This is a genomic window from Staphylococcus schleiferi (genome assembly GCF_025558325.1).
Taxonomy (GTDB): Bacteria; Bacillota; Bacilli; order Staphylococcales; family Staphylococcaceae; genus Staphylococcus; species Staphylococcus schleiferi.
This window is the reverse complement of record NZ_CP094712.1, coordinates 789,678-815,885: the sequence shown is the minus strand read 5'-3', so window position 1 is coordinate 815,885 and position 26,208 is coordinate 789,678. Positions and strand designations below refer to the sequence as shown.

Genomic DNA, 26,208 nt, shown 5'->3' with positions numbered 1-26,208 from the left:
TTCCTCCTTATAATCAAATTATTCTAACGCTGCTGAACCACCAACAATTTCAGTGATTTGTTGTGTAATGGCTGCTTGTCGCGCACGGTTAAATTGTAATGATAAATCATCAATCATTTCTCCTGCATTATCAGAAGCATTCTTCATCGCATTCATACGAGATGCATGTTCACTCGCTTTAGCATCAAGAATCGTACCATAAATTAAGCTCTCAATATATTGTGGTAATAAGACTTTTAATATTGCTTCTTTATCTGGTTCGAATTCATATGACGATAACGCGCCGTGCCCTAAGCTTGAATCCTCAGGAGATAATGGTAATAATTTTTTACTTCTTGGTTTATTTTCAATGACACTCATGTAATGGCTATAGTAGACATGTAATTCATCAATACGTTCTTCTGCGTATAAGTCAACAGCGCGTTTAGCTATAGCTTGAATGGCTTTAAATGAAGGCTGATCTGGAATATCAGTTAATGTATTTTCAATCTCGTATCCTCTATTTTTTAAAAATGAAGCACCGATTTGTCCTAGCACAATAATACTGTATTCGTCAGAACTTTGATGTCGTTTTTCGATATCACGAATCATATGTTTTAAAACGTTGGCACTGTATGCACCTGCAAGGCCTCGGTCACTTGTAATCACCATATAACCGACACGTTTCACTTCGCGTTCAACAAGCATAGGATGGGTGTTATTCGTATTCGCACCCGCAATCGCTGTAATCGCATCTTCCATTTTTTCCATATATGGTCGAAATGTCTTTGCGTTTTTTTCAGCCTTACGCAATTTCGAACTTGAAACCATGTTCATCGCGTTTGTAATTTGCTTCGTCTTTTTCGTTGATTTTATACGAGAATCAATTTCTTTTAATGAAGCCACTATCTCACCACCTTATCTATTTTAATGATCGATTATTCTTCTGAAACTTTGAATCCTTTTTTGAATTCCGTAATTGCTGCTTCAAATTTATCATCTGCAGGCAATCCGCCAGTTTCACGAATTTCAGTGAAGATATCGTTGGCATTTGATTTTGTCCATTCAATAATTTCACTTTCAAAGCGTGTAATATCAACCACTGGAATATCGTCTAAATAGCCACGTGTTAATGCGTAAATGATTAACACTTGATGTTCAACTGGTAATGGCTTGTTTTGATCTTGTTTAAGTACTTCAACTGTACGTTTACCACGCTCTAATTTGCGGGCTGTTGCTTCATCAAGGTCAGAACCAAACTGAGCGAATGATTCTAATTCACGATAAGAGGCTAAGTCTAAACGTAATGTACCCGCAACTTTTTTCATTGCTTTAATTTGTGCAGAACCCCCTACACGTGATACTGAAAGACCTGCGTTAATCGCTGGTCGAATACCTGAGAAGAACAAGTCTGATTGTAAGAAGATTTGACCATCTGTAATCGAGATAACGTTTGTTGGGACATAAGCAGAAATGTCACCTGCTTGTGTTTCAACGAATGGTAAGGCAGTGATTGAACCGCCACCTAAATCATCATTTAACTTCGCCGCACGTTCTAATAAACGACTGTGTAAGTAGAACACATCACCTGGATAAGCTTCACGACCTGGTGGACGACGTAATAATAATGATAACTCACGGTATGCAGCTGCTTGTTTTGTTAAATCATCATAAACGATTAAGACATGTTTACCGTTAAACATGAATTCTTCAGCCATAGATACACCTGCATATGGTGCGATGTATAACATTGGAGCTGGTTGAGCTGCAGAAGCAGAAACAACAATTGTGTAATCTAATGCTCCAGCTTGACGTAATTTTTCAACGGCTGCACGTACTGTTGATTCTTTTTGACCAATCGCAACATAGACACAAATCATGTCTTGATCTTTTTGGTTCAAAATCGTATCAATGGCAACTGTAGTTTTACCCGTTTGACGGTCACCAATAATCAATTCACGTTGACCACGACCAATTGGAACAAGCGCGTCAATTGCTTTGATACCTGTTTGTAAAGGTTCGTCAACAGATTTACGTGCCATAACACCTGTTGCTTTTTTCTCGATAGGGCGTGTTTTCGTCGAATTAATTGGACCTTGTCCATCAATAGGTTGTCCTAATGAGTTTACGACACGACCGATCAATTCTTCACCTACTGGAACCTCCATAATACGTCCAGTACGTTTTACTTCGTCGCCTTCTTTAATTTCATCATAAGGACCTAAAATTACGACACCCACGTTTGTTTCTTCTAAGTTTTGTGCCAGTCCAAGTACGCCGTTATGGAATTCTAATAATTCACCAGCCATAACGTCGTTTAATCCGTGAACTAATGCAATACCGTCACCAATTTGAATAACTGTACCTACATCTGTTACAGACATTTCTGACTCATAGTTTTCAATTTGTGAGCGAAGTAATGCACTAATTTCTTCAGCTTTTATGGCCATCTATGTCACTCCTCCATTTAATCTAATTAATGTGCTCTGTTAAACTTTTTAATAAGTTGATTTAAATCATTTTGTACACTGCCATCGTAGACCTTAGTCCCAATTTTAACGCGCACGCCACCAATGAGGGATTCATTGATATCAGCATGAATGATTAAATCTTTAAGTCCTGTACGATTTAACAATGCATTTTTAACTTGCATCAATTCATCATCTGTTAAAGATGTTGCTGATTCTACGTATGCATCTGCTAAACCATGGAAGTTATAATACTGCGCTTCAAATGCTTTAAATATTGCAATAAGCAAATGTAAATTCCGGTGTGATCCGATAATTTTTAATGTATTCAATAAGTATGGATGTACACCTTTAAACACGTTCTCTACGATTTGATATCGATCTGCAATTGTAATTTTTGGCTCATGGTCGATACCTTTTAAATAATCAATTTGACTTTGAATCGCCGTATTGATTTCCGTAAATTCGTCGTAAACTTCTGTTAACACATTTTGATCGATCGCAACATCAAAAAGTGCTTGGGCATATTTTTGAGCAACGTCAGCCATTACTTATCCCCTACCTCTTTAACATACTTCTCTATTAAAGCTTTTTGATCTTGTTCAGAGATTTCTTTACGCAATACTTTTGATGCAATCAGTACTGAAAGTTCAGAAACTTGATTGTTAATTTCTGCCAATGCACGTTCTTTTTCACTCTTAATTTCACTTTGGGCTGTTTCAATCATACCGTTAGCACGTTGGTTCGCCTCGTGAATAATCTCTTCTTGCTGACGTTGAGCTTGAACTTTAGCATCTTCAAGAATTTTATGCACTTCGTCTTGTGTTTCTTTTAATTTTTGTCTATTTTCTTCTTCTAAACGTTGAGCATTCATTTTTGCACGTTCTGCATCATCAATATCTTGATTAATCGAACGCTCACGATCGTCCATGACTTTTTTAAGTGGTCCCCAAGCAAACTTTTTCAATAGCGCAAGCAAGATAATAAACGTTAACACTGTAACGATAATATCACCAATATTTACGCCAGTTGCAGCTGCAAAGGTAAATAAATTAGCAGTCACTATGATGTACACTCCTTTCAACCATTTCATCTATTAAACAATAAAAACGAACGGCGAAAGTCTAATCAATACTAGACCTCGCCTATGACACATGTTACGCATGTATTGTAGGGCAACACACATGTCTTGAGAATGTCGTGCGTCTAATTTGCGCTGTTATTAAATGAATAAAACGATGAATGTAATAACAACCCCGATGATAGGAAGTGCCTCAACTAAACCAATACCAATGAACATGATTGACATTAATTGTGTACGTGCTTCTGGTTGACGTGCTACACCTTCGACTGTTCTAGAAACGATTAAACCGTTACCGATACCTGCACCTAATGCTGATAAACCAATTGCGATTGCTGCTGCGATTAAATTCATTATATAAATCCTCCTAAAAGTGTTTTTAAATTTAAATTGATTTTATTTTAATGGTCGTCAAGCACTTTGTGTGACATATAAACCATTGCTAACATTAAAAAGATATAGGCTTGGATTGAGCCTACAAAGATTGAGAAACCTTGCCAAACAATTAAACCAGGAATACCTATTAAGAAGCCAAAAGCAACGCCTGTTGTCGCTTTTGCAAGCAAACCTAATAATATTTCACCCGCATATATGTTACCGTATAAACGAAGACCGAGTGTTAGTGTTGATGCAAACTCTTCGAACACATTGATTGGCAACAATGCAAGGTATGGTTGACCATAACCTTTTAGATAGTTTTTTGTACCACGCATTTTAACACCATAGTAATGCGTTAACAGAACCATCATCGTTGCGAGTGTTAAAGTGACATGCGGATCTGCTGTAGGTGACTTCCACCATAAATAATGGTTATTTATAAATTGCAATGGAAGCCCTAGCATGTTCGCCACAAAAATAAAGAGTATTAAAGTGACTGCTAAGAAGTGAAATTGTCCACCTTTCGACCAAGCCATATTACTTTCGATAATTCCTCGAACAAAATCAAAAACCCATTCAATGAAGTTTTGCGCACCTTTAGGTCTCTTCTGGAGATTGCGTGTACATAAGACTGCAATAATAAACACTATGACTGCTGTGATAATCAACATCATAATTGTAGATAAGTTGAAATTAATGTCCACTCCAAGAAAATTCCATGTCACCACGGGTTGTTTATGATCCATTCTTGATTTCACCTCTTTTCAAATTATAATTCGTCTTTTTCGTTCTTAATAAAAGGACGAAAAACCATTAACACATATGAAACCATCAACCCTATCAAGACGCCAAGAATATGTATTTGTGCTTGAAAGAATACCCATCCAATACATGCTAAAATTGCGATTAAAAATCGCCAACCACTTCCAGTTGAAATGTGACCAACATTGGTTTTCTTTGATCGCTTTAAATAGTATTCAAAAATACATGTATTCGCAATGGATGCAATTATTCCTACGATGAGCCCAAGTACAATTGGTGGTTGGATCTTGAAAACATATAGGATTAAAAGCCCTACTAAAATCGTAGAGTAATATGTTAAAAACGGCTGAAACATTTTAGAAAAACGATTCATATTGAGCCTCATTTCTGCCTAAAGACACAATTTTGAAAACCGTTCCACACATACAACTTTCATGATAATATAGGGGGAAAAGCGTGTCAATTGCACAGTGAAAAGGCTTTGATTTTGTACTCTAAATTGTCACAATTTTGACACATTTGACCCCCATATTTGATTACTTCACTTTAAAGCCTTCTGGTTTTTCTTCGATTAAGCCATACATATATTTAATGTTCTCACAAATACGTTTTGAGGCTTGACCGTCACCATATGGATTTTGAGCGATACTCATTTCTTGATAAAGTGATTCATCTGTTAATAATGCTTTTGTTGCTTCATACACATCATTTTCTTCGGTACCTACAAGTTTAAGTGTCCCCGCTTCAACCCCTTCAGGTCGTTCAGTCGTGTCTCTTAAAACGAGTACAGGTTTTCCTAATGACGGCGCTTCCTCTTGAACACCGCCGGAATCCGTTAAAATAAAATGTGCTTGATGCGCGAAATTATGAAAATCTACCACTTCAAGCGGCTCAATTAATTCAATACGTTCGTGATCATTTAAATGACGATACGCGATTTCACGAACTCTTGGATTTTTATGCATTGGATAGACGATAACTGCATCTTCTACTTCTTCCACGATTCGTCTAACTGCCTTAAAGATATTTTCCATAGGTGCCCCTATGTTTTCTCGACGATGTGCTGTTAGCAGTATGATGCGTTTACCTTGGTGCCGTTGAATGATTTCAGATTGATATTGATCGTCAACTGTTGTATGCATAGCATCGATTGCCGTATTCCCAGTAACAACAACTGTATTGGGATCTTTCTTTTCATTCAAAAGATTTTGCGCTGCTTGTTCAGTAGGTGCAAAATGAATATCTGCCATGACACCTGTCATTTGACGATTCATCTCTTCAGGAAACGGAGAGTACTTATTCCAAGTTCGTAATCCCGCTTCAACATGGCCAATACTGATTTCGTTATAAAAAGCAGCGAGACTGCCCGCAAACGTTGTTGTTGTATCTCCATGAACCAAAATCATATCCGGTTTGGCTTGCTTAATGACACTTTCTAAACCTGTAAGTACGCGTGACGTCACTTCTGATAACGTTTGTCCTTGCTTCATGACATTTAAATCGTAATCCGGTTCGATGCCAAAAGTATCCAACACAGAGTCTAACATTTCACGATGTTGGGCTGTGACAACGACTATCGGTTCGAGTTGTTCATCTTTTTTAAGCTGCAAAACAAGAGGTGCCATTTTGATGGCTTCTGGCCTAGTACCAAAAATCGTCATAATCCTTTTCATTACAAAAGCTCCTTATTATGAATTATTTTGTACCGAATAGGCGGTCTCCTGCATCACCGAGACCTGGAATGATATATGCATTTTCATCTAATTTTTCATCGAGTGCGGCAATAAAGATATCCACATCTTCATGTGCTGCTTGGAGTTTTTCAACGCCTTCAGGGGCAGCAATAAGACACATGAAACGAATGTGCTTTGCACCACGCTTTTTCAATGAATTAATCGCTTCGATTGCTGAAGCACCTGTTGCAAGCATTGGGTCAACAACGATAATTTCACGCTCTTCAATATCTTGTGGCAATTTTACAAAGTATTCGACAGCTTTGAGTGTTTCAGGATCTCTATAAAGCCCCACGTGCCCAATTCGAGCAGCTGGAACCAAATTTAAAATACCTGTCGTCATGCCTAAACCTGCGCGCAAAATAGGAACAAATGCAAGTTTTTTTCCTGATAAACGCTTCGCAACTGCAGTAGTTACAGGCGTTTCGATTTCAACTTCTTGAAGTTCCAAATCTCGTGTCACCTCATATGCCATCAGCATACCTACTTCATCAACTAATTCTCGAAATGCTTTGGTACCTGTATTCACATCGCGGATATAGCTCAGTTTATGTTGAATTAAAGGGTGATCAAAAACATGTACTTTACCCATTTTATTGCCTCCGTTTGTTATAAATTAATCTGTTTATTGATATAAAGGGAATTGCTCTGTCAAAGTTTTTACGCGTTTTTTTGCTTCTTCTAAAACTTTTTGATCTTCGTGATTTTTAAGTACATCACTTATAATATGTCCAACTTCTTCAAATGCTTTTTCATCAAAACCACGTGTTGTTGCTGCAGGTGTACCTAAGCGGATACCGCTAGTAACAAATGGTTTTTCTTGATCAAACGGAATTGTGTTTTTATTACAAGTAATACCGATTTCATCAAGTGCTTCTTCTGCAACTTTACCTGTGATACCAACTGAACCTTTAACGTCTACAGAGATTAAATGGTTGTCAGTGCCACCAGATACAATTCTAAAGCCGTTATCTTGTAATGTTTTTGCAAGTGTTTGTGCATTTTTAATGACTTGTTGTTGGTACGTTTTAAATTCTGGTTGTAACGCTTCACCAAATGCGACAGCTTTACCAGCAATAACGTGCTCTAACGGTCCACCTTGGATACCAGGGAAAATTGTTTTATCAATATCTTTTTTATATTCTTCTTTACATAAAATCATACCACCACGAGGGCCGCGTAATGTTTTATGTGTTGTTGTCGTTACGAAATCTGCATATTCAACAGGGTTTTGGTGTAAGCCAGCAGCTACAAGTCCTGCGATATGCGCCATATCGACCATTAGTTTGGCACCGACTTCATCCGCAATTTCTTTAAACTTTTTGAAATCAATTGCACGTGAATATGCTGAAGCACCTGCTACAATCAGCTTAGGTTGATGTTCTTTTGCCAATTTGCGCACTTCTTCATAATCGATATGCTCTTCATCTTTAGTGACACCGTACTCTACGAAATTGTAAAATTTACCACTAAAGTTAACAGGTGCGCCATGTGTTAAATGTCCACCATGACTTAAATTCATACCTAGCACTGTATCTCCGTGCTCTAGTGCTACAAGATAGACTGCCATGTTCGCTTGTGAACCTGAATGCGGTTGTACGTTAACATGTTCAGCATTGAAAAGCGCTTTCGCTCTATCAATAGCAAGTTGTTCAGTTTGGTCAACAAAAACACAGCCACCATAATAACGACGTCCAGGATACCCCTCAGCATATTTGTTCGTCATGACTGAACCTTGAGCTTCCATTACTGCTTCAGATACGAAGTTTTCTGATGCAATTAATTCAATGTTACTGTTTTGACGATCAAACTCTTTTTGAATAATCTCAAATACAGACTTATCTTGTTTTGCAATAAATGACATAGACAATTCCCTCTTTTCTTTTATAGTTGATATTTAGCACGTTCGCCTCCGATTTTTTTAGGTCTTGTTTTAGCCACGGTCACGATAGCTTCACCAATTTGCTTCACTGATGTACGAACAGGGACTGCTACGTGTTTAAGATGCATTCCGATTAAAGTTTGACCAATATCAATGCCTGAATCTGCTTTAATATATTCAACGACAATCGGTTCATCCATATGACGATAAGCATATGTGGACAATGAGCCTCCTGCATGCGTGTCCGGTACGACAGAAACTTCAGTCATCAGGTAAGGATCAAAGTCCTTTTTTTCAATTGTGATTGCACGATTAATGTGTTCACAACCCTGAAATGCAAAAGCGACACCTGTTTCTTGTTGAACTTTAACAAGCGATTTAAAAATGGTCTCAGCAACTTCTAAAGAACCTGTCGTCCCAATCCGATCACCTTGAACCTCTGATGTTGAACAACCGATGACACAAACTTCACCTTTTTTAAAAAACGATTGGGCCTGAAGTTCTTCTAATAATTGATTTAATGCCTTCATATTGTAACCCCCTTAAAGTATACGTATGAGCGAAAAAACAATAATTAAAGAACTGTAAAAACATGCTATACGCCCCTTATTATAACTTATTTTTTCTTCAACTTATACTGATTACTTAATTATTCTGCCATTAATTTATCTTTTAACTTTTGTATGAGATCCCAAAGTTGATCAAAGGTTTTTTCATAAGTTTCATAGCCTGAACTAAAAGGATCATTAACGACTTGATTTTCGCCTACATATTCACTCAATGTCGCCACGTTAACCTGATTCCCGTACATTGAGCGAATCATGCTTTCATGTTCTGGTGTCATCGTTAATATTAAATCTGCTTTTGTATCTTCATCCGTAAAGCGCTCCGCTTCACCATGAACATCAAAACCATGACGTTCTATGAGTTGTTGACTATGCTGAGCAATCGGCGCACCTTGTTGCGCCATTAATCCTCTAGAAACAACTTCTACTTCTGGCATTAGCTTTTTAGCAATTCCTTCTGCCATTGGACTTCTGCACGTATTACCTGTACAAACAAAAACAATTTTCATAGTGTTTCATCCTTTATCACTTGTTGATTTGCTGCTTTTAACATACGATTTCTTAAAGCTTCCGTTTCAAAATTATCTTCATAACCAAAAATATAAGCCAGTTCAATGGATGGCATTTGATCCAATTGATGTAAAATACTATAAAGATGGTGGTTCGCACCTTTTATATCATTTTCATCTTCACTGATAACTAAAACTTTTGCTTCTTTTGGTAAAAAAGGAATTTTATTTTTAGGTACTATAAAAGCAATTTTTGACCAATCTTCGTGCGCTTCTTTTCTAATCGGTGCATTAATTTGCTGGATAATCTTTAGCGGTGTATTCGGCGCGTAATGCTTGTATTTCATCCCCGGCGCAATTGGTTTCTCTGTTGCTGCTATTTGATGTTCATCAATCGCTAAAGGCATGACTTCATTCAACATGCTTCTCGTAATCGTTCCAGGACGCGCAATACGAAATGGGAAGGAAGTACAATCCAGTACTGTACTTTCTAATCCCGCGTCACTCTGAGTGGATTGAATGATACCATCAACCCGGTGATTCAAGTCTTCATATGCATGTTCAAACGTTGTCGGTGACGGACGACCACTAAGATTTGCGCTTGGCGCAGCGATAGGTAAGTCAACGGCTTCCAACAGCGCCCTTGCTACTGGATGACTTGGCATGCGAACAGCTACAGAATCCAATCCGCCCGTCACACGTTCACATAAATAACCTTTTTTCAAAGGCAAAATAAAAGTAATGGGACCTGGCCAAAATGCTTCCATTAACCTTTTTGTAGCATCAGATATGGACGATACAAAATCATCAAGTTGATCCGTATCATAGATATGCACGATTAATGGATTATCAGATGGGCGCCCCTTTGCTTCATATATTTTACGAACAGCTTCATCGTCTCTCGCGTTTCCGCCTAAACCGTATACCGTTTCAGTTGGTAAAACGACAAGCCCTCCTCGTCGATAAGTCTCAATAATTGCATCTAACTCGGGATATGTGTTTAAACACGTTGTATAGTTACGGACATCCCATATTTTGGTTTCCTTCATTGAAAGCCACCTCTCCTTTCCTCATATTTTACTACAAAATAAAAAAGGTGTAAGACTGAAATCCATACCTCGATGACGGATCTCTATGCCTCACCCCTTTTATTTAGATGAAATATAAAATTTTAAATCTTGTGCCAGTTAAATGTGAAGATACGTGGTTGACCGTTAATGTCGTTAATCACTTGCGTTTTAATATGAGGAAACCACGATTGCATCAGTTGGGTTAAAAATTCCCCTTGTTGATATCCGATTTCAAACACAACAGGTGCACCGTCACACATAACAGAAGGTAAATCGCGGATCAGTGCTTTATAAACTTGATAGCCTTGTTCCTCAGCAAAAAGTGCTAAATGAGGTTCAAATTCTAGTACATCTTTTCCCATCACATTCACTTCATCTTTACTAATATAAGGCGGATTTGAAATTAAACCTTCCAATTGAATACCTCGTTCAATGTACGGTTTAAGTGCATCGCCTTCCATAAAATGAATCTCACAGTTATGCTTTTTTGCATTCTTTTGAGCAACAGATAAGGCAGGCTTTGAAATATCGCTACCATAGACAATTAATTCATTCATTTCTGCTTTTAAAGTCACTGCAATAATACCACTACCTACACCCACATCAGCAACGGTCATGTTCGGTTTAATTTGATTCAAAAAGTAATGCACTACTTCTTCTGTTTCAGGTCTTGGAATTAATACATTAGGATTGACTTTAAAAATACGTCCATAAAAATGCGCTTGTTCCACCACATATTGAACAGGCATTCCTTTTAACAATAATGACAAACCTTGCTCAAGTTGCTTCAATCTATCTTGCGATAAAACGTCTTTTTCATTCAAAATCATCTGAGTCCGAGACCATTGACATAAGTCCATCACAAGCCATTCGACAGCATTTTCTTCATAGCCTTGTGCCGCCATTTTCTGTTTAGCGTCTTTTATCCACTGATTATAGTTCACCAGAATTAAGCTCTTTCAACTTTTCTGTTTGTTCATGCATTGTTAATGCATCGACGACTTCGTCTAATTTTCCTTCCATGATTTGATCTAACTTTTGTAACGTTAAACCAATTCGATGGTCCGTCACACGACTTTGAGGATAATTATATGTTCGAATACGCTCAGAACGGTCCCCTGTCCCAACAGCTGACTTTCTTTGTGCTGCGTATTTCTGTTGTTCCTCTTGAACTTTCATATCATAAAGACGCGCTTTTAAAACTTTCATCGCTTTTTCACGGTTTTGAATTTGTGATTTTTCAGAAGATGTCGCAATTACACCTGTTGGCAAGTGTGTAATACGTACAGCTGAGTCAGTAGTATTGACGTGTTGCCCACCTGCACCACTTGAACGATACGTATCGATTTTCAAATCTTCATTGCGAATTTCTATTTCTACATCTTCTACTTCTGGTAGTACAGCAACAGTTGCTGTTGATGTATGAATTCGTCCGCCTGATTCTGTTTCAGGAACACGTTGAACACGGTGTGCACCATTTTCATATTTCAATTTACTGTAGGCACCATCACCAGAAACGGAGAAACTAATCTCTTTGTATCCACCGTGATCACTTTCAGTTGCTTCCACAATCTCTGTTTTAAAATTGTGCGCTTCAGCAAATTTAGAGTACATCCGGAATAAGTCACCTGCAAAGATGGCAGCTTCATCGCCACCAGCCGCCGCACGTACTTCGACAATAACATCTTTCTCGTCATTAGGATCTTTCGGAATTAATAAAAATTTGAGTTTTTCTTCAAGTTCTGGGACTTCTGCTTTTAAGTCTGCAGCTTCTTCTTTTAACATTGCCACTTCATCACTATCATCTGTTTCTGAAAGCATTAATTCAATTTCTTGAATATCTTCTTTCACTTGTTTGTAATGACGATAAACTTCTACAGTTTTATGTAGTTCTGATTGTTCCTTTGAATATTTGCGCAATAAATCTGAATCACTAACCACTTCTGGGTCACTTAGCAATTCGTTCAATTGCTCATAACGTTCTTCAATGATATCTAATTGATCAAACATTATTCTTGTCCCTCCTCAGTATCTTCACTCGGTAATACAACATGATGCGCACGACAACGCGGTTCGTAACGTTCGTCTGCGCCAACCAAAATAATCGGATCATCCACTTTTGCAGGCTTACCATCAATTAATCGCTGTGTCCGACTTGATGAAGCACCACATACAGCACATACTGCTTGTAATTTTGTAATATGTTCACTTACAGCAAGCATTTCAGGAACAGGATGAAAAGGCTCACCTCTAAAATCCATATCAAGTCCTGCTGTAATTACTCTATAACCTTTTTCTGCAAGTGTTTCTGCAATCTCTACAATTTCTTGATCAAAAAATTGAATTTCATCAATACCGATGATGTCTACATCTTTTAAATTATATTGCCATATTTCATTTGCTTTAGAAATATTAATCGCTTCTATTTCATTACCATTGTGTGATACCACTTTTTCTTTATGATAGCGGTCGTCAATGGCCGGTTTAAAAACGATAACCTTTTGCTTGGCGTAAACACCTCTGCGTAATCGTCTTATCAGTTCTTCCGACTTACCACTGAACATACTTCCGGTAATACATTCTATCCAACCTGAATGGTACGCTTCATACATCGTTCTTTCCACCTTTTCCAAAACAAAATCACTTCATTATATCATAAAATGAAATATTCGTTTGCTTAAATTGTAATCGATTCTGCACTTAAATTTTAGCGACTGAACACGTTAAATCACAAGTGCTGCTGCTATGTATTCTATATTTAAAACCTAAAAATAGAATAGGAGACCCTTTCATCCCCTAAGACTCGAACTTTAAAATTTTTATGTATCATTGCTACAATCGTTCGCACATGTTTATCATGATGTATCAAAATGGCGACACAAAGAGACCTTAACGAATAAAAAAGCATTCTCGTCTAAGAGAATGCTTGAATATTGCATTAGTTGTTTGATTTGAGACCAAATTTTTTGTTGAAACGTTCCACACGACCGTCTGCAGCAGCAAACTTTTGGCGTCCTGTGTAGAAAGGATGTGAATCAGAAGAAATATCTAAACGAATAACTGGGTATTCATTTCCATCTTCCCATTTCATTGTTTCATTTGAAAATTTAGTAGAACCGCTTAAAAACTTGTAATCAGTTGTTGTATCTAAAAAGATGACTTTACGGTATTCTGGATGAATGCCTTGTTTCATAATTTTCAGCTCCTTTGCCCTGAACCATCTGGAACAGAGTTATTTGTGAGTTTTTACCCAATACTTAAACATTATAAATGGCGTATCACGAAAATGCAACCCTACTTTTTAATTATTCGACTTAAATAATAGGCTTACCTATTTTTGTACTTTCGGCTGCGCTTTTTTGTAGGACTTCAAAAAATTCTTCGTTCGTTTTCGTCCGCTTCAATTTTCGAATAAAGCGCTCTGTAAAGTCAGGTGCACTTGAGAACATATTTCTCAATTGCCATAAGCTATCTAATTCGCTTTTAGGAAGTAGTAATTCTTCTTTTCGCGTAGAGCTTCTTGAAATATCAATCGCAGGAAAAATACGGCGCTCAGATAGTTTTCTGTCTAAATGTAATTCCATATTACCTGTTCCTTTGAACTCTTCGTAAATCATGTCATCCATACGTGAGCCTGTATCAATCAATGCAGTCGCTAAAATTGTTAAGCTACCCCCAGCTTCAATATTTCTCGCTGCACCAAAAAACGTTTTTGGACCATGTAAGGAAGCAGGATCTAAACCACCAGATAAAGTTCTGCCACTCGGAGGCACAACAAGGTTATAAGCACGCGCTAATCTTGTAATAGAATCCATTAATATAATAACGTCTTCTCCAATTTCTACGAGACGTTTAGCACGTTCTAATAAAAGTTCTGCTACTTTGACGTGATGTTTTGGGTGTTCATCAAAAGTAGAATGAACAACTTCTGCTTCATCAACAGAGCGTTCTATATCTGTCACTTCTTCAGGACGTTCCCCTATAAGTAAAATAAATAATTTAGCGTTGGGTTTATTAGTAACAATCGCGTTTGCGATTTCTTTGAGTAAAGAGGTTTTCCCGGCTTTCGGTGGCGCAACAATCAAGCCGCGTTGCCCTAAACCAATAGGTGTGATTAAATCCATCACGCGTGTTGAATAATTTTGAGGTTCAGTTTCTAATCGAATTCGTTCATCTGGGTATAAAGGTGTAAGTGCTTGGAAGTGAGGACGTTTTTTGACTTCTTCTGCATTGTGGTCATTAACGAAGTCTACTTGAAGTAATCCATAATATTTTTCATTTTCTTTCGGCTTTCGAACTTTTCCTGTTACTTTATCGCCTAACTTGATTTCGAAGCGCCTAATTTGACTAGCAGATATATAGATATCCTTTTCGCCTTTCGAAAAGTTGACTGTTCTTAAGAATCCATAGCCATCCTGCTGTATATCGTCAAGGATTCCCTCCATATAATAATTGCCATCTTGCTCCATTTGGGCTTCCATTATAGCAAGTACAAGTTCTTTTTTGTTTAATTTACTATAGTTAACAAGTTTAAGAGATTTCGCCTTTTCTGTGAGGGCTTTCGTTGTATTATTCTTATATAATTCATGAAAAGATTCATATTGTGGAGATGTTCTTTCCCTTGACATGTTAAACACTCATTTCATATTAAATTCTTTAACCGCATGTGTATGCGATCAAGAAATACTATATCAAATATTAATCATTATGACAAAATATCAACAAAAACCTAATACAAAATTTCAATTTTCGACTATTCAAAAGGGTTTCACTGATTATCTTAATAAGAAAAAGTAGTTTGCCACTTTGATCTGTTTTCCACAGATCAGTGACAAACTACATTTAGGTGGCTTATTCGCCTTTATAATAACCTGCAATTGCTTTAACTTCTAAAAATTCTTCAATACCATAGTCTCCCCATTCACGGCCTAAACCTGATTGTTTATAGCCACCAAATGGTAGGTTTGGTTTACGTCCAGATTCATTAATTTCAACAGTACCCGCTTCAATAGAACGTGCAACTTGTTGTAATTTTTCTTTATCTTTACCGAAAACATAGCCTGCAAGACCATATTTTGTGTCATTTGCAATTTTAATCGCATCGTCTAAATCTTTATAAGTGATGACAGACATAACTGGACCAAAAATTTCTTCTTGGGCAATTGTCATTTTGTTATCAACATTTGCAAATAGAGTTGGTTTTGCAAAATAACCTTGATCTAATCCTTCAGGTTTGCCAGTGCCACCATATAATAGTTCGGCACCTTCATCGATCCCTTTTTGAATATAGTCTTGAACTTGATTGTATTGCTTTTCACTTACAATTGGACCCACTTCAGTGTCAGCATTTTGTGGATCACCGACTTTAACTTTTGCAATTTCTTCTTTAACTTGTGCTAAAAATTGATCTTTAATGCTTTCAGGTATAATTGTACGTGTACCTGCAGTACATACTTGCCCTGTATTGTTAACTACTTTTTTCACAGCAGCTTGTGCAGCTTCTTTAATATCTGCATCATCTAAAATAATATAAGGTGATTTACCTCCAAGCTCAAGTGAAACTTTTTTAAAGTCTTTACTTGCTTGTTCCATAATTTTAGAACCTGTACCACCAGACCCTGTAAATGACATCATACGTACATCAGGGTGCTGACTCAACGGTGTTCCTACCCCTTCTCCGTCACCGTTAACAAGGTTGAATACACCTTTAGGTACGCCAGCTTTATCAAAAATTTCCGCTAAAATAATAGCAGCGAATGGTGTTAATTCAGAAGGTTTTAACACCACTGGGCTACCTGCAGCAAAAGCAGCAGCAAGTTTAAGTGATGTTTGGTTTGTTGGGAAGTTCCAAGGTGTGACTAATCCTGCAACACCAATGGCTTCTTTAACAACTAAATCATCGCCACGGCGTTCTTCAAATTGGAAATCGTTTAATGCGTCATGTGCAGCCTGGAAGTGGTTTAATCCCGCTTCGTAGTGCACTTTATCAGATTTTGATACTGGTGAACCCAATTCTAAAGTAATGGCTTCAATAATATCTTCTTTTCTATTTTTATATTCTTCCACGATACGCGCTAATAATTCTTGACGTTCTTTTACTGAAGTATGACGGAATGATAAATATACATCATGTGCAGCTTGGACAGCGCGATCAACATCTTCTTTGTCACCTTTCGCAATACGTCCAAATACTTCTTCAGTTGCCGGGTTAATCACATCTATCGTTTCACCACTGTGACTTTCAACCCATTCACCGTTTATATATTGTTTCGTTTGATCTCTCATGAACAAACACTCCTTATCATTATCATATCTGTTGTATTTCCACGAATTACAATATTTAAACATACTTAAAAAACACAAAAGAACAAGACATTATAGAATTGCTTCCATTTTTGTCTCATTCTTTTATATCATTTAAGTTGTTTTATTGTGCACTTTCATTCAGTTCTATATAGTCATGTGCCCACGTTTCAAGGGGCTCTAACGCTTGAGCCAGTGCTGCACCTTTTTCAGTTAAATGGTAACAAACTGATGGTGGTGTTTCTGAAATCACATCTTTATATATAAGTTGTGCCTGACACAACTCAGCCATTTTCAAAGATAATGCCCTATTCGTAATCGGGCTTAAATCTCGCTTCATTTCGGAAAAGTGTGCTTTTTGCTCATCGCAGGTAGATAGGTAATGTAAAATTAATCCATTCCAACTACGCCCCAATATTTTAAACGTCTCTTCTAAATATGGACATACTTCCATAGCTATCACCTCGAATCTTTGAATTTGTGATAACATTTCACGCTCAGTTAAGCTTCTATTTGCTCAGTCCAAATATCGGCACCTAAATTTTTAAGTGTTTTGACAATATCTGTATATCCGCGGTAAATGTGAGTAACATTATAAATCGTTGTTACATCATTTGCAAATAAACCGGCCACAATAAGACATGCACCTGCACGTAAGTCACTTGCATAGACTTCTGCACCTGTTAATTGCGAAGGTTTTACCGTTGCTGTACCTTGATCAGCTGTTATCAATCCATTCATTTTTTGTAGTTCTTTTACATGTCTAAAACGTTCTGGGTATATCGTTTCCGTTACAAAACTTGGTCCGTTTGCTAAAAACAGAAGCGGTGTAATTGGTTGTTGTAAATCAGTGGCAAACCCTGGGTATACCAGCGTTTTAATGTCGACACTTTGGTAAGGTTGAGACGATTTTACAATTACATAATCATCTCCTGTTTCTATTTTAACACCTAATTCTTTTAACTTAACAGTTAAAGGCTCCATATGTTTTGGAATGATATTATCAATCATGACCTCTTCGCCACAAGCAGCGGCAATACACATATACGTGCCAGCTTCGATTCGATCAGGGATGATAGAATGTCGACTTCCATGCAAATGTGGAACACCTAAAATTTTAATGGTACTTGTGCCAGCACCTGAAATTTTAGCACCTAAACTGTTTAAGAAATTAGCCACATCAACAACTTCTGGTTCTTTGGCTGCATTTTCAATGATTGTTTGCCCTTCAGCACGTGTTGCAGCGAGCATGATATTAATCGTTGCGCCTACACTGACAATATCTAGATATATATTGGCACCTACAAGACGATCTGCTTCGATTTTCATAGACGTCAGACTCGACTCATCAATTGTCGCACCCAATGCTTTAAAACCTTTAATATGTTGATCGATAGGTCTAGGCCCTAATGGACAGCCACCCGGTAAGCCAATGACACACTTTTTAAAGCGTCCTAACAATGCGCCCATCATATAGTAGGATGCGCGTAATGATTCCACTTTGTTATTTGGCAAAGGTGCATTTTGAATTTGAGTAGAATCGACTGACAACGTTGTACCATTAAGTTCTGTTTTAATATTCAAATCTTCCAATAAACTCACTAAAGTTTCTACGTCAGAGATTTTTGGCAAACCTTCTAGCGTTACAGGTGCTTCCGCCATAATTGTTGCGGGAATAATCGCTACTGCGCTATTTTTTGCACCATTAATTTCTACACGCCCCTTTAAAGTTTGACCGCCTCTTATTTTAATTACCTCTTGTGCCATGTCATTGAACTCCTTTTCCCTTACTCTATTTATCGATAAAAATTGCATCAAAAGCATTATAATGTAAATTTTTTCAATTTGCAAAATGAAGTATCAATTTTTTACCTTTTTCGAACGTTGAAAATATAATTGATAAAATACGAAATAAAAAGACGCTTTTGGAAGATAAATCTCGAAATAAATAGCGCTAAGATGACATTTCATGAAAATCACCTTAGCGCTTCGTTTTTATGATAAAACTTCGTATAGTATAACTTCGCTTTACGAGGGACAGTCTCAGCCTTGCCTCAACTAGTCACTCTAATTCTACTCATCAAAGGACGTTCGCAATAAATTACCCTTTGATGTTGTCGGCTTTGTTTGAAGTACCAAATTCTCTAATTTTACCAATAACTGTTTCTTTAATTGCTTCACGTGCAGGTCCTAAGTATTTACGTGGATCGTACACTTCTTTGTCTTGATCTAATACTTCGCGAACACGTTTCGCTGAAGCAATTTGGTTTTCAGTATTCACATTAATTTTAGCTGTTCCAAAAGAAATCGCCTTTTTAATATCATGTGTAGGAATACCTGTACCACCATGTAAAACTAATGGTAAACCAGTAGAAACTCCAATTTCTTCCATTTCTTTAAAGCCTAAGTTAGGTTCGCCTTTGTAAGGTCCGTGTACTGAGCCTAATGCAGGCGCTAATGTGTCAATACCTGTCGCTTTAACTAAGTTTTGACATTCGATTGGATCTGCATAAATCACGCCATCAGCTACAACGTCATCTTCCTGGCCACCTACAGTACCTAATTCAGCTTCAACAGAAACACCACGTTCATGTGCATATTCAACTACTTTAGAAGTAATTGCTACGTTATCTTCAAATGATTCATGTGAAGCATCAATCATAACTGAAGTAAAACCAGCATCAATTGCTTCTTTACATTTGTCAAAACTTGAACCATGGTCTAAGTGAATAGCCACTGGAATTGTGATTTGGTAGTCATGTAATAGTCCCTCAACCATTTTGACAACTGTGTAAAAACCACCCATATATCTAGCTGCACCTTCTGAAACACCAAGAATAACAGGTGCATTTTCTTCTTGTGAAGCTTGTAAGATAGCTTGTGTAAATTCCAAGTTGTTTAGGTTATATTGCCCAACTGCATAACCATTTTCTTTTGCATCGATTAACATTTCTTTCATTGAAACTAAAGGCATGAAAGTTCCTCCTTGCGTGCAATGCGCACGTTTATTTATAACTACAGTATAGCAAAACCCACCCTTGAATGCATCGTCAAATCAAGCTAAATTTGTGAAAAAAATCGTAATTTCAAATGTAAACGCATCCATTGGCATCACTTGATTTGAGACGCCTTTCAAACATCAAATTTCAACATCAATCATCACCTCATATGCGCATCAAAGATATTTGAATGAAAACAACGGATTATTATAAAATAAGAAGGCAGATGAACGAGGTACAAATGCGCATAATAGAGATTTGTTCTAAAATATACGTACATGATTCATCAACTAAGGAGGACTTTCATAATGTCAAAAATGCTGACAACACAATTAACAGTTGTCTTTAACCGCTTAGATGACCAAGCGCTTGATATTCAAATGGCGGCTCAAAGTCTTATTCAAGCTATTGGTGGTGAAGGACATGTTTATATTAAAGGGTATGGCGATTTGAAATGTTTCGAGCCATACATATTAAACAGCTTTGAAAAGTTACAATCAAGTTTACCATTAAAAGACGATGCCACTTTTGAACAGCTTGATTCAACAGATCGCGTCTTACTCTTTGGTGCAGAATTTAGTGAAGAAATGGCAAGTGACTTAGCTCGCTTATTGAAAAATGACCGAGACGTCGTTGTCATCACTAATAAACCTAAAAATCAAGATTTACCAGATCAAATGATGCACTTTATCAATCTTTCTACGCCACGTCCGATTGTATATACGGAAGATTATGATAAAGTCGTGACACCTCATCTTATGGCACTTAACTATGTATATTATGAAATATACACACAAATGATTGAGATGATTCGTGATTTAGACTTAGCTTAAATAAAAATGAGATGACAGCGATTGAACAAAGTTATATGATAATTCCTTTGTCCAAAAACTGTACATCTCATTTTTTAATAAATTCGATTAATGTACGACTTCTTGACCACGCTTATTCCATGTAAATATAAAGCTAATCATCGCTAGAATGCTGATGATTGTGAGTAAAATAAAGCCCGCACTCCAACCAAGATGGTCAACAACAGCCCCCATCACAATATTAGCCATTACCGCACCACCTAAATAACCAAATAAGCCTGTCAAACCTGCTGCAGTTCCAGCAGCCTTTTTCGGTACATAATCTAACGCTTGTAAACCAATTAACATGACAGGACCGTAAATAAGAAAACCAATCGTGACAAGCGCTAAGTTGTCAACAAGTGGATTTCCAGGTGGGTTTAACCAATATACAACCACAGCGATCGTCACACCAATCATAAAGATAAAACCTGCTGGGCCTCGACGCCCTTTAAAGACTTTATCTGAAAGCCATCCACAAATTAAGGTTCCAGGAATACCTGCCCATTCATATAAGAAATAAGCCCATCCTGAGCCTTTCATATCGAAGTGTTTCACTTCACTTAAATATAAAGGCGCCCAGTCTAACACACCATAACGCACAAAGTAGACAAAGATATTAGCCACTGCAATAATCCAAACCCACTTATTATTTAAGACATATTTAAACAAAATTTCTTTTGTCGTGAGTTCTGTTTCAAAAGTTTCTTTTTGATGAGTCGGATAGTCATCTCGATACGCTTCTATTGGTGGCAAACCTACAGATTGTGGTGTATCTCGAATAAGTAAATAAGCTATCAAGGCAATGATAATGGCTAATATAGCTGGATAAATAAAGGCGCCTTCAAACCCTTTTAAATAACCAAAACTCAACGTACCGGTTAAATATATACCTAGCAAAGCGATTGGCGCCATCAATCCGCCACCCACATTGTGCGCGACATTCCATATGGCAGTCTTACTTCCCCTTTCACTCACACTAAACCAATGGACAAGTACACGCCCTGATGGTGGCCAACCCATACCTTGAAACCAACCATTTAAAAATAACATCAAAAACATCATAGTGACACTAGAGGTCAAAGCAGGAATGAATCCCATCAATAAGTTAACAATAGCAGTCAATAATAATCCCAATGTTAAAAATGTGCGTGCGTTACTACGATCACTGACAGTTCCCATAACAAATTTACTGATGCCATATGCGATAGAAATCGCAGACAAAGCAAATCCTAACTCCGCTTTAGTAAACCCCATTTCAGATAGATAAGGCATCGCAATGGAAAAGTTTTTACGTAATAAGTAATAACCTGCATAACCAATGAATATCCCTAAAAATACTTGCCGTCTCATTTTACGATATGTATCATCTTGCAGTTCACTAGCAATTGGTTTGACGTGTGCAGGTGGCTTTAAAAATTGAAACATAAGCGAACCCCCTTGATTTTTATTAATATTTTGTTAATTTTATGTAAATTTTATTAACAAACACATCTTTTGTCAAACCTATTTTTGCTTGATGTGACAATATTGTAATCGCTTTCTCTACTTTTGCTTTAAAACCTATTAAAAAAGGTGTAGGACCTTGAAATCAAATCGATTTCTGTCCCACACCTATTGCAAGTTTTATTTCTAACCTATGGCTCTTATTATTTATAAATCGTTACCGTTAAGCGCTATCCGCAGTCAATGTCTTTATTGCACACGATTTTGTTGTTGAATTGCCGCTTCAATAAATGATTTGAAGATCGGTTGCGGACGATTAGGTCTTGATAAAAATTCTGGATGGAATTGGCAAGCAATAAAAAATGGATGATTTTCAAGTTCTACCATTTCAACTAAGCGACCATCTGGGCTTGTTCCAGAAAAAATCATACCCGCTTCTTCAAGTTGTGCTCTAAATTCATTATTAAATTCATAGCGATGACGATGGCGTTCTTCTACAGATGTTTGTCCGTAAATCTCATTCGCTAATGACCCTTCTTTGATGCTACAAGGGTATAAACCTAAGCGCAATGTCCCACCTAAATCCTCAATATCTTTTTGTTCAGGTAATAAGTCAATTACCGGATAAGGTGTGTTCGGGTCAAGTTCAGTTGAATGGGCATCTTTTAAGCCGACAACGTGACGTGCATACTCAACTGTTGCGAGTTGCATTCCTAAACAAATGCCGAAGAATGGAATTTGTTGTTCACGTGCGTATTTAATCGCTGAAATTTTACCTTCGCTTGCACGGAAACCAAAGCCACCAGGTACAAGAATACCGTCAACATCACTTAAGTAGTCAGCTGCATTTTCATCAGTGACTTCACTCGAGTCAATCCAGCGAATGTCTATATCTTTCATAAACGGATAACCTGCATGTTTGAGAGATTCAACAACAGATAAATAAGCATCTTGTAATGCTACATATTTACCTACTAAAGCAATTGTTACTTTTCCTTCTAAATGATTAACAACTTGAATAAGATGATTCCATTCATCTAATTGTGTATCTCGTTGCGCCTCTAATCCTAAACGTTCAATTACAAGATCATCCATGTTTTGATGGCTTAACTGCAATGGAATTTCATAAAGAGATTCAGCATCTCGACATTCAATGACACTTTCTTTATTTATATCACAGAACAAAGCAATTTTATCTTTTAACTCTTGTCCCATTTCATACTCAGTACGTACTACAATAAGATCAGGTTGGATACCCAATCCACGTAATTCTTTAACACTATGTTGTGTCGGCTTCGTTTTCATTTCACCAGCCGCTTTAATGTAAGGAAGTAATGTACAGTGTACATACATCACATTTTCGCGCCCTAAATCACTTTTGATTTGACGAATTGCTTCAATGAAAGGCAGTGACTCAATGTCCCCTGTTGTCCCACCAATTTCTGTAATAACAACGTCTGCATTTGTACTTTCACCAGCAAGTAATAAACGTGACTTAATTTCATTTGTAATATGTGGAATTACTTGCACGGTTCCACCAAGATAATCACCGCGGCGCTCTTTTTGCAAGACATGTGAGTATACCTTTCCTGCTGTTACGTTAGAATATTGATTTAAATTAATATCAATAAAACGTTCATAATGGCCTAAATCTAAATCCGTTTCAGCCCCATCATCTGTTACGAATACTTCACCATGCTGATAAGGGCTCATTGTACCCGGATCCACGTTTAAATAAGGGTCAAATTTTTGTATCGTTACTTTTAATCCTCTATCTTTAAGTAATCGACCCAGTGAAGCTGCTGTAATCCCTTTACCTAACGAAGAAACTACACCGCCAGTCACAAATATAAATTTTGTCATTTTTTTATTTCCTCCTCATTGATCATCAGAAATGCTTTCCAAATATTAGGGGGTGGATCTGAATATAAAATGTTTAGCTTGATTAAAAACATTTTAACCCTAATCATTCTTATGAAATTAAAAAAAGTTCCCGCTCACAATGGTATTATTGTAAGGGGAACCTCAACGTTTACTTATATTAAATGTCCAACTTAATACTTAAGTTTAAGACATTAACGTCTCGTTTATTTATCTGTCCTAATTAAAGGAGCCCGAATAAAATTTTATCACTTTGACATGAAAAGTCAATCATCTTTCTTGCATAAATGAGTGAATTAAAATTCTTCTTCGTCCTCTTCTTCTTCATCCTCATCATCGTATGTTTCATCGATTTCTTCTTCATCATCTTCAACAACTAAATCAGAATCTTCAATTTCATCTTCTACACGTTCATCTTCAGGGTCAGCAAGGCCTTCTTGATCATCTGTATGATTTGGAATATTGATATCACCTTCAGGATCGTCTTCACCTAATAATGTAAGGTTTTTATCTTCTTCATCATCTTCATCAAGAATATCGAATTTTTGAATTGTTGGCGCTATTTTTTCTTCAATGTCATCTACTGAATACCAGTCACGTAAGCCCCAAATATTATCACCGACGCTTAAAAAACGACCGTCTGTATTCAAATCAGTATAAAATTGAACGATACGATCTTCAATTTGATCGTCTTCGTAATGTCCGATACGTTTAAATTCATCAATAATATCATACAAATTCATTGTTTGATTTTGTTCACTCAATAACGTATAGGCCATATCAATAAATGATTTTTCATCCACCATCTCTTGTGTATAATCTTGTAATTTCATCAGCATATCTTCCTTTCAAAGGTTCGCATTTCTATTTATTCAATGACTCAAACACTTTCTTTCATCTTTAAAGGAAATCGCGTATCGTTGCCGTTCTCCCTTTTAACTCTTTCGTGTCAAAACCGTTGTGCATGCGTTGCAACATTGGTGTTTTAACACTGACATTAACAAAAGTAAATTATAAATCACTCAACGTCATTTCGCAATATGTTCAATCACATTTTCCATGACTTCGGTCTTATATCTTCTTTTTGTCATTTTACGCAACTAGAATGCAGTCATCAATAAAATTTAAAGTGTGAATTTTCAACATCGATTTGCATATGCTTCATTCATGAACATAGCATTCGTCCGTGACGTTTTAATCCTAATAGTTAATATACTTTTCTAACGTAGTATAATCTTCTGTTGATAGCGTTTCAACAAAATTACTTTTTTCAAACAATGTTTTTAATTGATGATTTGGACCAAATAATGTGATTTCGATAACCTTAATCTTTTGATTTTGTTTACGAACATATGTCGCTAATTGACGTAATGCACTTTGCGCAATACCTGTGTCTCGATATGCATCATTTACGTAAAGTGCTCGTATGATTAATCTTTGATCAAACTGTTCAATCGCAATAAAACCTACTTTTTGATGATCAAGAACAAGATCAACTACCTCAATTGTGCCTTCTTCGGATGATGCGCTCTGTTTTAATTTTAACGATGATACATATTTAGAATCTAAATCTAAATAGTACAGACGTTCTTTCCCAATGGGCCCTTCTTCTTTCGTAGCCGTATGGATAAAACCTGCACGTTCATAAACATTCCAAGCCGCCTCATTCTCTGCATCAACAACCAAATATAAATGGTTGAAATCTGGAAAAATAGTTTGGACATATTCTGGCAAAGTCATCATCATTTTAGTACCGTAACCATGGCCTTGATATGCTTCATTGATGGATAATGAACGCACATAAATGACTTCTTTAGGTGTATCGTAGCCTTCATGTTGATAATGTTGATGTAATACAAAGAAACCAATCACTTCATTTTGATCATTTAAAACGATATTTGCTTCTCTATTTTTATCTTCTAATGCATCATCTAAAACTTCTTTGGGTAAAGAAGAATAGATTCGTTGACGTTCACTTAATTTAAAATGATAGAGTGCATCTCGGTATTGCTCTTCAAATAATTGTATAGTAATATCATCAAAGCGCTTACTTTTTTGGGTCATTTTTTACCATCCCTTTACATTTTCCTAATACTTATGTTGACACATTTGGTAACGTTCAAACAAGTTTTTAGAGGAAATGTAGTATAAAAATAACAAAAGCCAGCGCGTTATGATGAATGGATTATCGCTGCTGGAATGTTATTTCATTTATATATTGATAAGGCATTAAAATAATGACTCGCAAAGATATTTGTAGTTACATTGAGTTTAAATCTAACTTCTCTCAATAAAGATTA

At 36.8% G+C, this 26,208-nt stretch carries 27 protein-coding genes; 1 reads left to right on the top strand and 26 read right to left on the bottom strand.

Annotated elements, in window-relative coordinates:
- Positions 1 to 18: 18 nt before the first annotated feature.
- The 22 genes from atpG to fdaB form a co-directional block, all read right to left on the bottom strand.
- A complete protein-coding gene (gene atpG, locus MUA40_RS03635) occupies positions 19 to 885 on the bottom strand; it encodes an ATP synthase F1 subunit gamma (protein WP_126496016.1) in 867 nt (288 codons plus the stop codon).
- Positions 886 to 917: 32 nt separating this feature from the next.
- A complete protein-coding gene (atpA, locus tag MUA40_RS03630) occupies positions 918 to 2,429 on the bottom strand; it encodes a F0F1 ATP synthase subunit alpha (RefSeq protein ID WP_016426453.1) in 1,512 nt (503 codons plus the stop codon).
- Positions 2,430 to 2,455: 26 nt separating this feature from the next.
- Positions 2,456 to 2,995: a F0F1 ATP synthase subunit delta gene (locus tag MUA40_RS03625; protein WP_167732810.1), complete on the bottom strand. Its 540-nt coding sequence runs from the start codon at positions 2,993 to 2,995 to the stop codon at positions 2,456 to 2,458.
- Positions 2,995 to 3,516 (bottom strand): F0F1 ATP synthase subunit B, encoded by a 522-nt coding sequence (locus MUA40_RS03620; RefSeq protein WP_126496025.1) that lies wholly within the window; start codon positions 3,514 to 3,516, stop codon positions 2,995 to 2,997. The genes MUA40_RS03625 and MUA40_RS03620 overlap by 1 nt, the downstream gene beginning before the upstream one ends.
- A 153-nt stretch (positions 3,517 to 3,669) precedes the next feature.
- Positions 3,670 to 3,882, bottom strand: a complete 213-nt coding sequence (gene atpE, locus MUA40_RS03615) for a F0F1 ATP synthase subunit C (RefSeq protein ID WP_014613343.1) — start codon at positions 3,880 to 3,882, stop codon at positions 3,670 to 3,672.
- Between the two features lie 47 nt (positions 3,883 to 3,929).
- Positions 3,930 to 4,652: a F0F1 ATP synthase subunit A gene (gene atpB, locus MUA40_RS03610; protein ID WP_016426450.1), complete on the bottom strand. Its 723-nt coding sequence runs from the start codon at positions 4,650 to 4,652 to the stop codon at positions 3,930 to 3,932.
- A gap of 23 nt (positions 4,653 to 4,675) precedes the next feature.
- Positions 4,676 to 5,041, bottom strand: coding sequence for an ATP synthase subunit I (locus MUA40_RS03605; protein ID WP_016426449.1), 366 nt, complete (start codon positions 5,039 to 5,041; stop codon positions 4,676 to 4,678).
- A gap of 163 nt (positions 5,042 to 5,204) precedes the next feature.
- Complete coding sequence (wecB, locus tag MUA40_RS03600; RefSeq protein WP_016426448.1) at positions 5,205 to 6,341, bottom strand: non-hydrolyzing UDP-N-acetylglucosamine 2-epimerase; 1,137 nt, start codon at positions 6,339 to 6,341, stop codon at positions 5,205 to 5,207.
- A 22-nt stretch (positions 6,342 to 6,363) separates the two neighbouring features.
- Entirely contained in the window at positions 6,364 to 6,993 is a 630-nt protein-coding gene (upp, locus tag MUA40_RS03595; protein ID WP_016426447.1) for a uracil phosphoribosyltransferase, read from the bottom strand.
- Positions 6,994 to 7,026: 33 nt separating this feature from the next.
- On the bottom strand, positions 7,027 to 8,265 hold the full coding sequence (locus tag MUA40_RS03590) for a serine hydroxymethyltransferase (protein WP_126496018.1): 1,239 nt from the start codon (positions 8,263 to 8,265) through the stop codon (positions 7,027 to 7,029).
- Positions 8,266 to 8,285: 20 nt separating this feature from the next.
- Positions 8,286 to 8,813: a TIGR01440 family protein gene (locus tag MUA40_RS03585; protein ID WP_016426445.1), complete on the bottom strand. Its 528-nt coding sequence runs from the start codon at positions 8,811 to 8,813 to the stop codon at positions 8,286 to 8,288.
- Between the two features lie 119 nt (positions 8,814 to 8,932).
- Positions 8,933 to 9,358: a low molecular weight protein arginine phosphatase gene (locus MUA40_RS03580; protein ID WP_126496019.1), complete on the bottom strand. Its 426-nt coding sequence runs from the start codon at positions 9,356 to 9,358 to the stop codon at positions 8,933 to 8,935.
- Complete coding sequence (locus tag MUA40_RS03575; protein ID WP_016426443.1) at positions 9,355 to 10,407, bottom strand: L-threonylcarbamoyladenylate synthase; 1,053 nt, start codon at positions 10,405 to 10,407, stop codon at positions 9,355 to 9,357. The genes MUA40_RS03580 and MUA40_RS03575 overlap by 4 nt, the downstream gene beginning before the upstream one ends.
- A gap of 122 nt (positions 10,408 to 10,529) precedes the next feature.
- Positions 10,530 to 11,372, bottom strand: a complete 843-nt coding sequence (gene prmC / locus MUA40_RS03570) for a peptide chain release factor N(5)-glutamine methyltransferase (protein ID WP_016426442.1) — start codon at positions 11,370 to 11,372, stop codon at positions 10,530 to 10,532.
- On the bottom strand, positions 11,362 to 12,438 hold the full coding sequence (gene prfA / locus MUA40_RS03565) for a peptide chain release factor 1 (protein ID WP_016426441.1): 1,077 nt from the start codon (positions 12,436 to 12,438) through the stop codon (positions 11,362 to 11,364). The genes prmC and prfA overlap by 11 nt, the downstream gene beginning before the upstream one ends.
- Positions 12,438 to 13,040, bottom strand: a complete 603-nt coding sequence (locus tag MUA40_RS03560; protein ID WP_016426440.1) for a thymidine kinase — start codon at positions 13,038 to 13,040, stop codon at positions 12,438 to 12,440. The genes prfA and MUA40_RS03560 overlap by 1 nt, the downstream gene beginning before the upstream one ends.
- Before the next feature lie 326 nt (positions 13,041 to 13,366).
- Positions 13,367 to 13,621, bottom strand: coding sequence for a type B 50S ribosomal protein L31 (locus MUA40_RS03555; protein ID WP_016426439.1), 255 nt, complete (start codon positions 13,619 to 13,621; stop codon positions 13,367 to 13,369).
- Between the two features lie 121 nt (positions 13,622 to 13,742).
- On the bottom strand, positions 13,743 to 15,056 hold the full coding sequence (gene rho, locus MUA40_RS03550) for a transcription termination factor Rho (protein ID WP_262569897.1): 1,314 nt from the start codon (positions 15,054 to 15,056) through the stop codon (positions 13,743 to 13,745).
- A gap of 223 nt (positions 15,057 to 15,279) precedes the next feature.
- Positions 15,280 to 16,713 (bottom strand): aldehyde dehydrogenase family protein, encoded by a 1,434-nt coding sequence (locus MUA40_RS03545; RefSeq protein ID WP_016426437.1) that lies wholly within the window; start codon positions 16,711 to 16,713, stop codon positions 15,280 to 15,282.
- 142 nt (positions 16,714 to 16,855) lie between these two features.
- The gene (locus tag MUA40_RS03540) at positions 16,856 to 17,185 is read right to left on the bottom strand and encodes a winged helix-turn-helix transcriptional regulator (RefSeq protein ID WP_016426436.1); all 330 of its coding nucleotides are present in this window, start codon (positions 17,183 to 17,185) and stop codon (positions 16,856 to 16,858) included.
- Between the two features lie 47 nt (positions 17,186 to 17,232).
- The gene (locus tag MUA40_RS03535) at positions 17,233 to 18,498 is read right to left on the bottom strand and encodes a UDP-N-acetylglucosamine 1-carboxyvinyltransferase (protein ID WP_126496022.1); all 1,266 of its coding nucleotides are present in this window, start codon (positions 18,496 to 18,498) and stop codon (positions 17,233 to 17,235) included.
- A gap of 334 nt (positions 18,499 to 18,832) precedes the next feature.
- Entirely contained in the window at positions 18,833 to 19,705 is an 873-nt protein-coding gene (gene fdaB / locus MUA40_RS03530; protein ID WP_016426434.1) for a class IIb fructose-bisphosphate aldolase FdaB, read from the bottom strand.
- Between the two features lie 333 nt (positions 19,706 to 20,038).
- On the opposite strand from fdaB, the gene MUA40_RS03525 reads away from it, so the two are divergent.
- The gene (locus MUA40_RS03525) at positions 20,039 to 20,563 is read left to right on the top strand and encodes a DUF2529 family protein (protein WP_016426433.1); all 525 of its coding nucleotides are present in this window, start codon (positions 20,039 to 20,041) and stop codon (positions 20,561 to 20,563) included.
- 87 nt (positions 20,564 to 20,650) lie between these two features.
- On the opposite strand, the gene glpT is transcribed toward MUA40_RS03525, so the two are convergent.
- From glpT to MUA40_RS03505, 4 genes are all read right to left on the bottom strand, one after another.
- Positions 20,651 to 22,009 (bottom strand): glycerol-3-phosphate transporter, encoded by a 1,359-nt coding sequence (gene glpT, locus MUA40_RS03520; RefSeq protein WP_016426432.1) that lies wholly within the window; start codon positions 22,007 to 22,009, stop codon positions 20,651 to 20,653.
- Positions 22,010 to 22,276: 267 nt separating this feature from the next.
- Positions 22,277 to 23,890 carry a CTP synthase gene (locus MUA40_RS03515; protein ID WP_167732809.1) on the bottom strand — a complete coding sequence of 538 codons (1,614 nt, stop codon included), beginning with the start codon at positions 23,888 to 23,890 and terminating at the stop codon, positions 22,277 to 22,279.
- Positions 23,891 to 24,204: 314 nt separating this feature from the next.
- The gene (rpoE, locus tag MUA40_RS03510; RefSeq protein ID WP_016426430.1) at positions 24,205 to 24,741 is read right to left on the bottom strand and encodes a DNA-directed RNA polymerase subunit delta; all 537 of its coding nucleotides are present in this window, start codon (positions 24,739 to 24,741) and stop codon (positions 24,205 to 24,207) included.
- A 367-nt stretch (positions 24,742 to 25,108) separates the two neighbouring features.
- Positions 25,109 to 25,972, bottom strand: coding sequence for a GNAT family N-acetyltransferase (locus tag MUA40_RS03505; RefSeq protein ID WP_194368950.1), 864 nt, complete (start codon positions 25,970 to 25,972; stop codon positions 25,109 to 25,111).
- Between the last annotated feature and the right edge of the window lie 236 nt (positions 25,973 to 26,208).

What these genes read in the sequence shown, in the direction of transcription:
- wecB (WP_016426448.1), bottom strand. Translation starts at nt 6,341, where the DNA reads ATGAAAAGGATTATGACGATTTTTGGTACTAGGCCAGAAGCCATCAAA.
- fdaB (WP_016426434.1), bottom strand. Translation starts at nt 19,705, where the DNA reads ATGCCTTTAGTTTCAATGAAAGAAATGTTAATCGATGCAAAAGAAAAT.
- MUA40_RS03605 (WP_016426449.1), bottom strand. Translation starts at nt 5,041, where the DNA reads ATGAATCGTTTTTCTAAAATGTTTCAGCCGTTTTTAACATATTACTCT.
- MUA40_RS03505 (WP_194368950.1), bottom strand. Translation starts at nt 25,972, where the DNA reads ATGACCCAAAAAAGTAAGCGCTTTGATGATATTACTATACAATTATTT.
- MUA40_RS03560 (WP_016426440.1), bottom strand. Translation starts at nt 13,040, where the DNA reads ATGTATGAAGCGTACCATTCAGGTTGGATAGAATGTATTACCGGAAGT.
- MUA40_RS03535 (WP_126496022.1), bottom strand. Translation starts at nt 18,498, where the DNA reads ATGGCACAAGAGGTAATTAAAATAAGAGGCGGTCAAACTTTAAAGGGG.
- MUA40_RS03525 (WP_016426433.1), top strand. Translation starts at nt 20,039, where the DNA reads ATGTCAAAAATGCTGACAACACAATTAACAGTTGTCTTTAACCGCTTA.
- MUA40_RS03540 (WP_016426436.1), bottom strand. Translation starts at nt 17,185, where the DNA reads ATGGAAGTATGTCCATATTTAGAAGAGACGTTTAAAATATTGGGGCGT.
- rpoE (WP_016426430.1), bottom strand. Translation starts at nt 24,741, where the DNA reads ATGAAATTACAAGATTATACACAAGAGATGGTGGATGAAAAATCATTT.
- prfA (WP_016426441.1), bottom strand. Translation starts at nt 12,438, where the DNA reads ATGTTTGATCAATTAGATATCATTGAAGAACGTTATGAGCAATTGAAC.
- atpA (WP_016426453.1), bottom strand. Translation starts at nt 2,429, where the DNA reads ATGGCCATAAAAGCTGAAGAAATTAGTGCATTACTTCGCTCACAAATT.
- MUA40_RS03515 (WP_167732809.1), bottom strand. Translation starts at nt 23,890, where the DNA reads ATGACAAAATTTATATTTGTGACTGGCGGTGTAGTTTCTTCGTTAGGT.
- MUA40_RS03625 (WP_167732810.1), bottom strand. Translation starts at nt 2,995, where the DNA reads ATGGCTGACGTTGCTCAAAAATATGCCCAAGCACTTTTTGATGTTGCG.
- rho (WP_262569897.1), bottom strand. Translation starts at nt 15,056, where the DNA reads ATGTCAAGGGAAAGAACATCTCCACAATATGAATCTTTTCATGAATTA.
- MUA40_RS03545 (WP_016426437.1), bottom strand. Translation starts at nt 16,713, where the DNA reads ATGAGAGATCAAACGAAACAATATATAAACGGTGAATGGGTTGAAAGT.
- MUA40_RS03580 (WP_126496019.1), bottom strand. Translation starts at nt 9,358, where the DNA reads ATGAAAATTGTTTTTGTTTGTACAGGTAATACGTGCAGAAGTCCAATG.
- MUA40_RS03575 (WP_016426443.1), bottom strand. Translation starts at nt 10,407, where the DNA reads ATGAAGGAAACCAAAATATGGGATGTCCGTAACTATACAACGTGTTTA.
- upp (WP_016426447.1), bottom strand. Translation starts at nt 6,993, where the DNA reads ATGGGTAAAGTACATGTTTTTGATCACCCTTTAATTCAACATAAACTG.
- MUA40_RS03555 (WP_016426439.1), bottom strand. Translation starts at nt 13,621, where the DNA reads ATGAAACAAGGCATTCATCCAGAATACCGTAAAGTCATCTTTTTAGAT.
- MUA40_RS03590 (WP_126496018.1), bottom strand. Translation starts at nt 8,265, where the DNA reads ATGTCATTTATTGCAAAACAAGATAAGTCTGTATTTGAGATTATTCAA.
- MUA40_RS03585 (WP_016426445.1), bottom strand. Translation starts at nt 8,813, where the DNA reads ATGAAGGCATTAAATCAATTATTAGAAGAACTTCAGGCCCAATCGTTT.
- glpT (WP_016426432.1), bottom strand. Translation starts at nt 22,009, where the DNA reads ATGTTTCAATTTTTAAAGCCACCTGCACACGTCAAACCAATTGCTAGT.
- atpE (WP_014613343.1), bottom strand. Translation starts at nt 3,882, where the DNA reads ATGAATTTAATCGCAGCAGCAATCGCAATTGGTTTATCAGCATTAGGT.
- atpB (WP_016426450.1), bottom strand. Translation starts at nt 4,652, where the DNA reads ATGGATCATAAACAACCCGTGGTGACATGGAATTTTCTTGGAGTGGAC.